The sequence below is a fragment of the Micromonospora sp. NPDC050695 genome, from assembly GCF_040654415.1.
Lineage (GTDB): Bacteria > Actinomycetota > Actinomycetes > Mycobacteriales > Micromonosporaceae > Micromonospora.
The window spans coordinates 127,781-139,950 of record NZ_JBFAHZ010000012.1; the positions used below are offsets into that span (position 1 = coordinate 127,781).

10 protein-coding genes are annotated in these 12,170 nt (G+C 73.7%); 4 read left to right on the top strand and 6 right to left on the bottom strand.

Annotated features, from left to right (window positions below; translation table 11 throughout):
• Positions 1 to 260 precede the first annotated feature (260 nt).
• Complete coding sequence (locus AB0H52_RS12395; protein WP_357946946.1) at positions 261 to 2,324, top strand: SpoIIE family protein phosphatase; 2,064 nt, start codon at positions 261 to 263, stop codon at positions 2,322 to 2,324.
• A gap of 22 nt (positions 2,325 to 2,346) precedes the next feature.
• Here AB0H52_RS12395 and AB0H52_RS12400 read toward each other — a convergent pair whose 3' ends face one another.
• On the bottom strand, positions 2,347 to 3,705 hold the full coding sequence (locus tag AB0H52_RS12400; protein WP_151489277.1) for an FAD-binding oxidoreductase: 1,359 nt from the start codon (positions 3,703 to 3,705) through the stop codon (positions 2,347 to 2,349).
• 96 nt (positions 3,706 to 3,801) lie between these two features.
• On the opposite strand from AB0H52_RS12400, the gene AB0H52_RS12405 reads away from it, so the two are divergent.
• Together AB0H52_RS12405 and AB0H52_RS12410 are read left to right on the top strand one after the other, a co-directional pair.
• Entirely contained in the window at positions 3,802 to 5,898 is a 2,097-nt protein-coding gene (locus AB0H52_RS12405; protein ID WP_151489276.1) for a S9 family peptidase, read from the top strand.
• 130 nt (positions 5,899 to 6,028) lie between these two features.
• Positions 6,029 to 6,199 carry a hypothetical protein gene (locus tag AB0H52_RS12410; protein WP_192580207.1) on the top strand — a complete coding sequence of 57 codons (171 nt, stop codon included), beginning with the start codon at positions 6,029 to 6,031 and terminating at the stop codon, positions 6,197 to 6,199.
• Between the two features lie 23 nt (positions 6,200 to 6,222).
• On the opposite strand, the gene AB0H52_RS12415 is transcribed toward AB0H52_RS12410, so the two are convergent.
• The 4 genes from AB0H52_RS12415 to AB0H52_RS12430 form a co-directional block, all read right to left on the bottom strand.
• Positions 6,223 to 7,746 carry an FtsX-like permease family protein gene (locus AB0H52_RS12415; protein ID WP_357946950.1) on the bottom strand — a complete coding sequence of 508 codons (1,524 nt, stop codon included), beginning with the start codon at positions 7,744 to 7,746 and terminating at the stop codon, positions 6,223 to 6,225.
• On the bottom strand, positions 7,743 to 8,444 hold the full coding sequence (locus tag AB0H52_RS12420; RefSeq protein ID WP_357946953.1) for an ABC transporter ATP-binding protein: 702 nt from the start codon (positions 8,442 to 8,444) through the stop codon (positions 7,743 to 7,745). The genes AB0H52_RS12415 and AB0H52_RS12420 overlap by 4 nt, the downstream gene beginning before the upstream one ends.
• Positions 8,441 to 8,977, bottom strand: coding sequence for a PadR family transcriptional regulator (locus AB0H52_RS12425; RefSeq protein WP_357946956.1), 537 nt, complete (start codon positions 8,975 to 8,977; stop codon positions 8,441 to 8,443). The genes AB0H52_RS12420 and AB0H52_RS12425 overlap by 4 nt, the downstream gene beginning before the upstream one ends.
• 191 nt (positions 8,978 to 9,168) lie before the next feature.
• Positions 9,169 to 9,747, bottom strand: a complete 579-nt coding sequence (locus tag AB0H52_RS12430) for a TIGR03086 family metal-binding protein (protein ID WP_278125190.1) — start codon at positions 9,745 to 9,747, stop codon at positions 9,169 to 9,171.
• A 31-nt stretch (positions 9,748 to 9,778) separates the two neighbouring features.
• On the opposite strand from AB0H52_RS12430, the gene AB0H52_RS12435 reads away from it, so the two are divergent.
• Positions 9,779 to 10,576 carry an AraC family transcriptional regulator gene (locus tag AB0H52_RS12435; RefSeq protein WP_151492608.1) on the top strand — a complete coding sequence of 266 codons (798 nt, stop codon included), beginning with the start codon at positions 9,779 to 9,781 and terminating at the stop codon, positions 10,574 to 10,576.
• A gap of 57 nt (positions 10,577 to 10,633) precedes the next feature.
• Here the strand turns inward: AB0H52_RS12435 and AB0H52_RS12440 are convergent, their stop codons facing one another.
• On the bottom strand, positions 10,634 to 12,163 hold the full coding sequence (locus AB0H52_RS12440) for a SpoIIE family protein phosphatase (RefSeq protein WP_192580468.1): 1,530 nt from the start codon (positions 12,161 to 12,163) through the stop codon (positions 10,634 to 10,636).
• Positions 12,164 to 12,170: the final 7 nt, after the last annotated feature.

The following is a 12,170-nucleotide window of genomic DNA, read 5'->3' on the forward strand; positions in this document are numbered from 1 at the left end:
CACCGACACCCCATATTGTGCCCGCGCGCGCCGCAGTGCCAGGGTGCGCGACCCGCCGGACCGTCCCGGACACCGCATCGATCCGCCCGGGGAGGACCGATCCGGTACGGTGCGTCGCAGACCTCGCTCCGGTGCCCGAACCCGCCACGCGGGCCCGATTCGGCGCACCCGGGCGGGCGATCTCGGTGCCAGCACCTCCCCCGCGCGGGGCGACGGTGATCGGCTTGGCACCCGGCGGGGGAACGATGGAGGATACGAGGGTGTCAGCCGAGGCGGGGCCCGCGACGGCCGGGGCCCGGAACGGGGCGGTCCGGCACGTCCGTCTGCCCGCCGACCGGCGTACCCCCGCCGCCGCCCGCGCGGTGGTCCGCTCGGTGTTGACCGAGGCGCACCTGGACGAGCTGGCCAACGAGGCTCTGCTGCTCACCACGGAGCTGACCACCAACGCCGTCGAACACGCCCGTACCGAACTGGACATCGACGTCGTCGCGGACGAGGTGGGGCTCACCGTGACCGTCTCCGACTTCGCGGCCGGCTCGGGCGACGAGCTGACCGTCGGCACCCGCAACGACGCCACCGAGATCAACGAGGTGTCCGAGCGGGGTCGGGGGCTGCTGCTGGTCGACCACTTCGCCAGCCGTTGGGGCACCACGTACCTGCCCACCGGCAAGGGCGTCTGGTTCCGGCTGGACCGCCCCGGCGCCGACCCGCCCGGCGCTGCCGGCGCCGAGGGACGGGCGACCCCGAACGGGGTGGCCGACGACCGCTCCGCGCCGAGCGCCAACGCCATGAGCGAACTCATGCAGACCGCTCCCGACATGTACGCGGACGATCCGCTGCCCGACTTCGCCACCGGCCTGCTCAGCCGCCTCGCCGAGATGGTGGGAGCGGCCGGCGGCGCGATCCGCCTGGACCGGGGCGACGGGCAGGGCCGCCAGGTGCTGGCCCGTTTCGGCCGGCAGCCCCGCGACGACAGCGAACTGCTCCGGGTGCCGCTGACCGTGCACCGCCCGTACGGCGGGGAGCTGGAGTTGGACGCCGCGCCCTCCGCGTACGCCCGGCCCCTCGCGGTCCTCACCGCCGAGCGGCTGTCGCTGCACCTCGAGAACGACCGGCTGCGCCGGGCCGACGTCCGCCGGCAGGCGTGGCTGACCTTCCTCGCCGAGGCGAGCGAACTGCTGGCCCAGTCCCTGGACGTCGAGCTGACCATGGCGCTGATCCCGCAGCTGGTGGTGCCCCGACTCGGCCAGTGGTGCGCGGTGCACACCACCGACGAGTGGGGCCGGCTGCGGATGGCCGCGGCGACCCACGCCGACGAGTCGGTGCTGCCGCAACTGCACAAGGTGCTGGCCGAGACCGGCCCCGATTCGATCCAGGCGCGCCTGCGCGAAGCGTCCCGCAGTGCGGCGCAGATCCCGCTCGGCGGGCCGATGGAGGGGTTCGCGGTCCCGCTGATCGCGCGCGGGCAGCGGCTCGGCACCCTGGCCGTGGGGCGGCACCAGCGGCACCGGCACGACCCGGACGAGGTGGCCGTCCTGGAGGACGTGGCCCGGCGGGCCGCGCTGGCCATCGAGAACGCCCGCATCCACGCCGAGCGCCGGCGGGTGGCGCAGACCCTCCAGCAGTCCCTGCTGCCCCCGGCGCTGCCGCTGGTGGACGGGATCGGCTTCGCCGCCGAGTACGTCCCGACCGGCGACGACGCCGAGGTGGGCGGCGACTTCTACGACGTGGTGCCGCTGCCCGACGGGCGCTGGCTGGTGGTGATCGGCGACGTCTCCGGCAAGGGTGTGCAGGCCGCCGCGGTCACCGGGCTGGTCCGCGACGTGATCCGGGTGCTGGTCGGCGACGGCAAGCCGTTGCCGGAGGCGCTGGCCCGGCTCAACGAGACGCTGGTCGAGCGGGGCAGCGGCCGGTACTGCACGTTGGCCCTGGCGGCGGTCGGGCCGGGCGACGGCAACCAGCTGGACGTCGCGCTGCACCTGGCCGGGCACGACCGACCGGTGCTGCTGGCCGGCAAGGGCGGCGCCGCGTTCGTCGGCACCGGCGGCACGGCGCTCGGCCTGCTCGACACGATCACCTCGCCGACGGCGCAGATCGCACTCGCCCCGGGCGACTCCCTCATCTTCTACACCGACGGCGTCACCGAGCGGCGGCGCGGCCGGGAGTTGTTCGGCACCGACCGGTTGCGTGACGCGGCCGCGCCACTGGCCGGCTACTCGGCCGACGTGGTGGCCGCCCGACTGCGCGCCGCCGCGATCAACTTCTCGGTCGAGCCGCCCCGCGACGACATCGCCATCCTGGTGCTGCGCAACGACATGGTCTGACCAGGTGCCCGGGCCGGGTCCGTCACAGGCCGCCGGGCAGGCGACCGGGGGCGAGCCGGTGCTCCGGGTCGAGATGCTCCTTCGCGACCCGGAGCTGGGCCAGGCCGGCGATCTCGCCCCACAGGTCGACCGCCCGCCGGACCGGTGCGGGGGCGGAAACCACCACGCAGCGACCCTGCCGGGCCAGCAGCACCCCGCGCACGGCGGCCAGGATGGACGCCACCCGGTCGGGGGCCAGCGTGCCGGGCAGCGCCGCGTGCACCACGCCCAGCCCGGCGGAGCCCCGGACCGGCACCGGGCTCCCGGCCGCGTCGCGCAGCGCGTACACGGCGGCGTGCAGGTCGCTGATCGGCACCTCCAGGCGCAGCGCCGTGTCGCCGGGGGCGAACGGGTAGCGACGCCACCACGTCGGGGCGGAGTGCGCGACCGTGGCCTCGCCGTGCAGCAGGCCGACCAGGCGTTCGGCGCGTTCGGTGACGTCGGCCGGGCCGCCCTCCAACAGCACCACCAGGCTGCCTGCGCGGGACGGGGCGCCGGACCGGCCGGACATCGACGGGTGGCGCTCCCGGGCGGTGGCGGACGGGTGACCGGGCGGGTACGGCGTGCGCGGCCGGGGCGTACCGCCGGGAAGGTCGAGCTCGATGGCCGCCGGATCCAGGCGGGCGGCGAGGATCATCCGGACCAGGTCGTGCACCTCCAACGGGGTCCACACCGGACGGGACACCCACAGCCGGCTGGCCGGCACCGGCTGCACGCGCAGGCTCGCCGAGACCAGCACGCCGAGCGCGCCCTGCGAGCCGCAGAGCAGCCGGGCCAGGTCGAGACCGGGTGCGCCGCCACCGGCGCTGACCAGCTCGCCGTCGGCGCCGAGATAGCGGACGCCGAGGAGCTGGTCACAGGGGCTGCCGTGGCGGTGCCGCAGCGGGCCGGACTCACCGGAGGCGAGCACCCCGCCCAGGGTCGCCCCGGGCGACGGAGCGTCCAACGCCAGCCGTTGCCCGGTGCGCTCCAGCGTCGCCTGCACCGCCCGCAGCGGCGTGCCGGCACCCACCTCGGCGACCGGTGCGCCGACCGGCTCGTGACCGATGCCGGCCAACCGGCCGGTGTCGAGCATGATGTCGACCTGCACCGGCGCGGCACCCCAGTCGATCTTCGTGCCGGCGCCCCGGGGCACCACCGTCAGGTCGTGCGCGGCGGCCAGCCGCAGCACCTCGGCGGCGGCGTGCGGACCGCCGGGGACCGCCACCCAGCGCGCCCGCCGCCCCGCCACCTCGTCGGCCGCCCCGCCGAGCCGGGAGAACGGTGGACCGCAGATCGCCGCCAACCGCCGGGTGATCTCGAGGGCTCCGGACCGGCCGAGGGAACTCGCTGCTGCCGCCATGCCGGCCATCGTACATGTGTTCGAAAGCCGTGGTGGTGGATATCGGGATGCCGCTGGTCCGGCGCGCCGAGCGGCCCGGCCGGTAACGTGGCCGCCGTGACCACCGAGACTGCCCCGCCCGCGGCGAAGCGGGTGCCCACCGAGCGCACCCACCACGGCGACACGGTCGTCGACGAGTACGCCTGGCTCGCCGCCAAGGACGACCCGGAGACGATCGCCTACCTGACCGCGGAGAACGCGTACACCGACGCGCGCACGGCGCACCTGGCCGAGCTGCGCGCCGACCTGTTCGAGGAGACCCGCCAGCGCACCCGGGAGACCGACCTGTCCGTGCCCACCCGCAAGGGCGGGCACTGGTACTACACCCGGACGATCGAAGGTCAGCAGTACGGGGTGCACTGCCGCCGCGCGGTCCGCGACGGCGAGACCGAGCCGCCGGTCAGCGCGGACGGCGCCCCGCTCGACGGCGAGGAGGTGCTGCTCGACGGCAACCTGCTGGCCGAGGGGCACGACTTCTTCGCACTGGGCGCCTTCGACGTCAGCCCCGACGGGCGCTGGCTGGCGTACTCGACCGACTTCTCCGGCGACGAGCGGTTCACCCTGCGCGTGAAGGACCTCACCACCGGCGAGCTGCTGCCCGACGAGGTACCGGACACGTTCTACGGCACCGCCTGGTCGGCCGACGCGTCGGTGCTGTTCTACGTGACCGTCGACGACGCCTGGCGACCCAACAAGGTCTGGCGGCACACCATCGGCTCGGCCGCCGCCGACGACGTGGTCGTCCACCAGGAGGACGACGAGCGGTTCTGGGTCGGGGTGGAGCTGACCCGCTCGGAGAAGTTCATCCTCATCGACATCCACAGCAAGGTCACCAGCGAGGTGCTGGTGATCCCGGCCGGCAACCCGGCCGGGGCGCCGGCCGTGATCGCGCCACGCCGGCAGGGCATCGAGTACGCGGTGGAGCACCACGGGCACCGCTTCCTCATCCTGCACAACGACGGCGCGGAGGACTTCGCGCTGGCGTTCACCTCGGCCGACGTTCCGGGCGACTGGGTGCCGCTGATCGAGCACACCCCCGGCACCCGGCTGGAGGCGGTGGACGCGTTCGCGAACCACCTGGTGGTGTCGCTGCGCACCGACGGGCTCACCGGCCTGCGGGTGCTGCCGGTCGGCAGCGACGACGGGTACGACATCGACTTCCCCGAACCGCTGTACAGCGTCGGCCTGGACGCCAACCCGGAGTACCGCACCGGGCAGATCCGCCTGCGCTACTCGTCGCTGATCACCCCCGACTCGGTGTACGACTACGACCTGGTCACCCGGCAGATGGTGCTGCGCAAGCAGAAGCCGGTGCTGCCCGGGCCGGACGGACGGCCGTACGACCCGGCCGAGTACGAGCAGCACCGCGACTGGGCGCTCGCCGACGACGGCACCCGCGTGCCGATCTCGCTGGTCTGCCGGGTCGGCACCCCGCGGGACGGCTCGGCACCGTGCGAGCTGTACGGCTACGGCTCGTACGAGGCCAGCATGGACCCGTGGTTCTCGGTCGCCCGACTGTCCCTGCTGGACCGGGGCGTCGTCTTCGCGGTGGCGCACATCCGGGGCGGCGGTGAGCTGGGCCGGCGCTGGTACGACCAGGGCAAGATGCTGGCCAAGAAGAACACCTTCACCGACTTCGTCGCCTGCGCCCGGCACCTGGTCAAGGCCGGCTGGACGGCCAGCGACCGGCTGGTCGCCCGGGGCGCCTCGGCCGGTGGCCTGCTGATGGGCGCGGTCGCCAATCTCGCGCCGGACGCGTTCAGCGGGATTGTCGCGCAGGTGCCGTTCGTGGACGCGCTCACCTCGATCCTCGACCCGTCGCTGCCGTTGACCGTCACCGAGTGGGAGGAGTGGGGCAACCCCCTCGACGACCCCGAGGTGTACGCGTACATGAAGTCGTACACGCCGTACGAGAACGTGACGGCGGTGGACTACCCGGCGATCCTCGCGGTGACCAGCCTCAACGACACCCGTGTGCTCTACTCGGAGCCGGCGAAGTGGATCGCCCGGCTGCGGGCGACCGCCCCGCAGGGCGACTACCTGCTCAAGACCGAGATGGGTGCCGGGCACGGCGGGCCGAGCGGCCGCTACGACGCCTGGCGCGAGGAGGCGTTCATCAACGCCTGGATCCTGGATCGCCTCGGCCGCGCCTGACGACGCCCAGCGGGCGTGATCACCGTGACGGGCATGATCGCGCTCGATCGTGGAAGTAGTGGCCTCGGCCGGCCGGCGAGGCCACTACTTCCAGGAAGCTGCACGATCATGCGCACCTAGACTTCCCAGGGTGAGCGACGAGGTCGAATCAGGCACCGACACGCCGCCGGGTGCGGCCCGGCGTATGTCGGCGTGGATGATCCTGGGGGTGGTGGCCGCCGCCCTGGTCGTCTGCTGCTGCTCCGCGGCCGCCGGTCTCTTGATCTCCTGGTCGGCGGGCCTCTTCCACGCTCCGACCTGACCGGCGACGTGGTGCGGATCAGGTCAGGCCGCGCGTAACTCGTCCAGTGCCGTGCTGACGCGAAGGAAGAGCAGGCCGACGCCGACGGTCACCAGCACCGCGGCCAGCGCGCCGGCACCGAGCCACGCCAGGTGCTCCAGGGGTACGTCCGGAACCTGCTCGACCGGCGGCGTCTCCACGACCCGCGTGTACTGGGCGCGGGTGGCCGGGTCGGCACAGAGCGCAGCGGTGGCGTTGCAGACCTCCGTCGACGACCCGCCGGTCGTGGCTTTCGGGAAGAGCCCTCGGCCGAGCAGCGTGCCCACGGTGAGCGCGAGCAGGATTGCCGGCACCGCCGGGGCCAACGCCTGCCAGGCCACGGAACGGCTCAGCGTGGCGCGGGGCACCCCCGTCGCGACCAGCGCGGCGTACGCGCGTCGACGGGCGACGATCCCCTCGACCAGCGCGACCATCAGCCCGCCCGCCGCGATCAGCACCGCCACCGCGACCGCGGCGTCGACCAGATCCATGGTCGACAGGTAGAACGAGTCGGCGGCCTGGTCCACCCCGCCGAGTCGGCTCTGCTCCCGGTCAAGCTGGTCCTGTGCCGCGAAGAAGGCGCGCAGCGCGGCGGCGCCCCCGCCGAAGATCAGGGCGGCGAGCAGCGCGGCGAACGTACGGCTGCCCGCCCACGGGTCGGCCATCAGCCGGCCCGCCGCGAGCAGGGCGGCCGGGCGGCGGCCATGCCGACGCAACAACCGCCCGCAGGTGTACGAGATCCAGCCGGTACCGATGACCACACCGATCATCGCCGTGAGCCCACCCGCCACGAACAGCAGCGGCACCAGCCAGGCCAACACCTCGTCGTTGCCCTCGAACTGGAACAGCACCGGGCGGACCGCGATGAACGCGGCCAGGCCCACCGCGATCAACAACCCGGCCCACGGCCGCGGACCACGCTCGCGGGGGGCCTTACGGCTCACCCCGAGCGGGCTCGTGGTGACCGTACGCAGCATCAGGGCGGTGGCCAGCGCCGCGACCACCGGCAGACCGAGCACCACCGCGGCCATCGCGCCGGCCGACGGCAGCACGTCGGTGGGCAGCGCGAGCTGGCCCTGCCCGTCCGGGCGGTGCAGCAACTCGCGGCCACCCAGGTAGACACCCAGCCCGGCGAGCGTGCCGAGCAGGGCGGCCACGCCGGTCTCCAGCACCGCCAGCCGGGTGACCTGACCGGGGGTGGCGCCGGCCAGCCGGAGCCCTGCCAGCCGACGGTCCCGGGCCGGCGCGCCGAGCCGGGCGCACTGACCGGCCAACGCCAGCACCAGGATGGTCAGCATCAGCAACGCGAACGTCGTCCCGCCGCGCAACCCGGGCTCGCGCAGCAGCGCGTTGCCGTACTGCTCCGACTTCGCCCACGCGTCGCCCGGCGGTTTGTCGATCGCCAGCACGGCGAGCGCCGCCAGCCCGGCCAGGGTCGCCAGCAGGGCGCTGAGCGCGGTGAGCACCACCCGGGCGGTGTCGGTGCGGGTGCCGGCGAGCGCGAGCCGGACCAGCGTCCCCGGCCTCACCGGGCGCCGCCGGCCAGCGGCACGTCGAGCCCCAGGCCGGTGTGGTCCACCAGGCCGTCGCGCAGCACGATCTCCCGATCGGCGTACGCGGCGATCCGCGGCTCATGAGTGACCAGCACGACGGCGGTGTGCTGCTCGCGGGCGAGCCGGACCAGCTGGGTGAGGACCTGCTCACCGGTGAGCGTGTCCAGCGCACCGGTCGGTTCGTCGGCGAAGAGCACCCGCGGCTCGGTCACCAACGCCCGCGCCGTCGCGCAGCGCTGCTGCTGACCGCCGGACATCTCACCCGGCCGGACGTCGGCCAGGTCGGCCACCCCGAACCGCTCCAGCCAGGTGAGCGCCGCCGTCCCTGCCTCTCGCCGCCCCGTGCCGGCGAGAAGCAGGGGCAGGGCGACGTTCTCCGCCGCGGTCAGCTCGGCGACCAACTGGCCGAACTGGAACAGCACCCCGAACTCGGTGCGCCGCAGCCGGGACCGGGCCGCCTCCGACCAGGTGTCGATCCGATGGCGACGCCAGGTGACCTCGCCGACGTCCGGGCGGAGGATCCCCGCCAGGCAGTGCAGCAGGGTCGACTTGCCGCAGCCGCTCGGACCGGTGACGGCGACGATCTCACCCTCGGCCACGTCGAGCGTCACGCCACGCAGGGCGGGCGTCGGGCCGTACGCCCGAACCACGCCGCGAGCCTGGAGTTGCGTCACGGATGCACCTCCCGGTGCCAGTCGGCGACCCGGTCCAGGGTGGCGCGCAGCCACCGCAGGTCGGCGTCGAGGTGGGCGATCGCGAAGTCGGCCGCGACCACATCGCTGAGGGTGGCGGCCGGGTCGGCCTTGACCGCGGTCAACTCGCGCAGCCGCGCGGTGTGCGCGCCGCGCTGGGCGATCAGATAGGAGCGGGCCCGGTCCACGTCGGCGGCCAGCAGCGCCACGACGACCTTGGTGAAGAGCGTGCTGGCCACGTACGGCATCGGAGGCTCCACCGTGGACAGCCACCGGTCGAGCGTGGCCCGACCCTCACCGGTCAGCGCGTACGTCGTCCGGTCCGGTCCGGCCGCCCGGTCCTGACCGGCGGCCGCCACCAGACCGTCGCGTTGCAGGCGCCCGAGCGTCGCGTAGACCTGCCCGAACGCCAGCGGCCGCGCCCGGGGCAGCCGCTCGTCATGCGCACGCTTGAGGTCATAACCATGCCGGCTCCCACCAGCGAGCAACCCCAGCAGGACGTGCGACGTAGACACAAGTCAAACTATTCACCAAGCGAATACCCAAGTCAACAACCCACCCCCACTCCCACCCCCACCCGGCCCCACCCCACCCCGCCCCCGCCTCGGTGATCAAGAGGTTTGCGTCAAATTTCGCCCCGCAGATGACGCAAACCTCTTGATCACCGGGGTGGGGGCGGGGGTGAGGCCGGGTGGGTGGGGTGGGGTTAGGGGGTTTGGGGCCAGGTGGGGGTTCGGCCGGTTTGGGACAGGAGGTGGGCCAGGTTGGGGGTTCCGGTGGCGGTGGGGGTCGAGGTGGGGTCGGCGAAGACGCCCATCTTGCGGGCGGTGGGGCCGAGCTGTTCGACCAGCCCGTGCAGCTCGGCCACCGCCTCCGGGGCCGGCTGGTACGGCTGACCGGTGGCGACGGCGAGGTCCCAGCCGTGCACGGTCAAGTCCAGCAGCGCCATTCCACCGACGACGGGTTGCGGCATGCCCATGCCGGGCGAGACACCCTCCATCGTGGATGGGTCCGACCAGGCGGCGACCAGGCGGTCGGTCTCCACGGCGAACCGGTCCCGCCAGCCGTCGCCCAGGTGATCGGGCTTCTCGGCCCACTCCACCGGACGCTTCACAGCCAGTTCCTGGAAGTTCACCACCACCTCGAACAGGTGGTTGAGCAGGTCGCGGACGACGTAGTCGCGGCACGGCGTGGGCAGGTCGAGCTGGTCGTCGGCGACGCCGCGCACCACATCGACGGTTCGCGGCGCGGCAGCCGCCAGCAGATCGCTAGTCTGAGTGGCCATAGGGCCAGCGTATGAGGGTGGTCTTGAACAAATGCGACAGCGACCGCGTGACGACAGCCGGGGAATTCTGGACCCGGTGCGGATGCTGCGCGAGGTTCACTTCCGCCGGTATCTGCCCGCGGAGTCGCTGCGCCCGTGGGTCGAGCACTACTGGCTGATCGACTGGGCGTTGCGGGCACCGTTCGAGCAGCGGGTCGTACCGCACCCCGCCGTGAACGTGGTCTTCCAGAGCAACGTCGGCGGGTCGGAGGCCGGCGAGGTGGCCGGGGTGGGCCGCGACCTGTTCCGGATCACGCTGACCGACACCGGCCGGGTCTGCGGTGTCCAGTTCCGCCCCGGCGGCTTCCACCCGTTCTGGCGGCGGTCGGTCGCCGAGTTGACCGGACGCCGGGTCCCACTGCCCGCCGGCCCGCTGGCACGCCCCGTCGGCCCGGTGTGCGCGGGCACCGACGACGATCGCTGCCACGCGCTGGACGCCCTGCTCGCCGCATGGGCACCGACCCCGGACCCGGCGACCGCGGAAGTTGTCCGACTGGCGGAGGCGATCCGGACGGACCGGACGGTGCTGCGGGTCGACGACTTCGCCGCGCGACACGACGTGCCGGTCCGCCGGCTGCAACGGCTGTTCACCGAGCACGTGGGCGTCGGGCCGAAGTGGGTGATCCGCCGCTACCGGCTCCAGGAGGCCGTCGAGCAGGCCGCCGGCGGCCCGCTGAACTGGGCGGATCTCGCCGCCGATCTCGGCTACAGCGACCAGGCCCATCTGGTCCGCGACTTCACCGCCGTCGCCGGTGTGTCGCCCGCCGCGTACGCCCGCTCCGTGCACTGACGTCAGCCCATTGGAGGTGGCGGACCGTCAGTCCAGCGGAGGTGGCGGACCGTCAGCTCAGCGGCGGCGCAGCACGACGACGGCCACGTCGTCCTGGATCTCCGGTGGGGCCAGTTCCACCAGCAGCCGCTCGCAGAACCGGTCGAGATCCTCGTCGACGGTGCCGGTCAGCGCGGCGAGTGCGGCCAGGCCCTCGTCGATGGTGGCGTCCCGCCGCTCGATCAGCCCGTCGGTGTAGAACACCAGCGTCGCTCCGGCTGGCAGCACGAACTCCAGGTCGGCGGGACGGGGTGCGCGGACGCCGAGCAGCGGCGCCGAGTGGTGCACGAACTCGACCTTGCCGTCCAGGCTGAGCACCGGCGGAAGATGGCCGGCGCTGGCCAGCCGGACGCGCCCGCTCGGCGGGTGCAGCAGCAGCACGCAGAGGGTGGCCAGTTCGTTCGGCAGGAGGGTACGCATCAGCTCGTTGACCCGGTGCAGGATCTCGCCGGGCTGGTGCCCCTCGACCGCGTACGCCCGCACCGCGTGCCGCAGCTCGGCCATCACCGTCGCCGCGTGCAGTGAGTGGCCGGCCACGTCGCCGATCGCCAGGAGCAGGTGCCCGTCGAGCATCACCAGCTCGTAGAAGTCGCCGCCCACCTCGGTCTGTGCGCTGGCCGGCTCGTAGCGCACCGCGAGGTCGAGCCCGGCCACCGTGGGCAGCCCGCGCGGGAGCAGGCTGCGCTGGAGGGTGACGGCGATCCGGTGTTCCTCGTCGAAGGAGCGTTGCGCCTCCACCGCCGCCGCGACCGCCTGGGCGAGCTGCACCAGCACCGGGGTCCGGGCGGTCTGGGTGGCGGTGGGGACCACCACGTACAGCGGGGCCCGGTCCTCCCGCAGTCGGGCGGCGGCCACCGTCACCGTGTCGTCCGCCGGCCAGTCGACCAGCGTCCAACCCGACGGGGTCTCCACCCGGACCGTGGCGCCGGTCGGCACCCCGGTGTCGTCGACGACCCACGGCACCACGGCGGCCTCCGCGCCCGGGCCGGCGCAGATCCCCGCGAGACAGTCACCGTCGAACGTCTCGGCGATCACCGCCGCCGGGCTCTTGAAGATCTGTGCCGCACCCTCGGCGGCCGTCTCCAGCAGGCGTGCGAACGTCGGCGCGGAGTGCACCGCCACGGTCGTGTCGGCCAGTCCGAGCAGCCGCTCGGCGAGCAGTTCGGCGCGCTGCCGGGCCTGGTAGTAGCGCAGCACCGCCCGGCTGGTGGCGATCAGCTCTTCCGGCTCGATGGGCTCGGTCAGGTAGGCGTCCGCGCCCCGGGTGAGGCCCTGGGCGCGGTCGGCCACGTCGACGGCGTGCGCCGACACGTGGATCACCGGCATCGCCGGATGCCGCTCCTTGATCCGTTCGCAGACCTCGTACCCGCTGAGGTCGGGCAGCCGGACGTCGAGCACCACCAGGTCGATCCGGTCCACCTCGACCCGGGCCAGCGCGTCGGCGCCGTTCTCCGCTTCGAGCACGGTGAACCCGGCCCGGGACAGCCAGCTGACCAGCAGGTAACGCTTGGTGCGACTGTCATCGACCACCAGGACGGTCGTTGGCATGCCGTCC

Bases quoted from the DNA above. Each gene is read 5' to 3' on its own strand.
- AB0H52_RS12400 (WP_151489277.1), bottom strand. From the start codon at position 3,705: ATGGCGGCAGCAGCGAGTTCCCTCGGCCGGTCCGGAGCCCTCGAGATC.
- AB0H52_RS12430 (WP_278125190.1), bottom strand. From the start codon at position 9,747: ATGGCCACTCAGACTAGCGATCTGCTGGCGGCTGCCGCGCCGCGAACC.
- AB0H52_RS12435 (WP_151492608.1), top strand. From the start codon at position 9,779: ATGCGACAGCGACCGCGTGACGACAGCCGGGGAATTCTGGACCCGGTG.
- AB0H52_RS12440 (WP_192580468.1), bottom strand. From the start codon at position 12,163: ATGCCAACGACCGTCCTGGTGGTCGATGACAGTCGCACCAAGCGTTAC.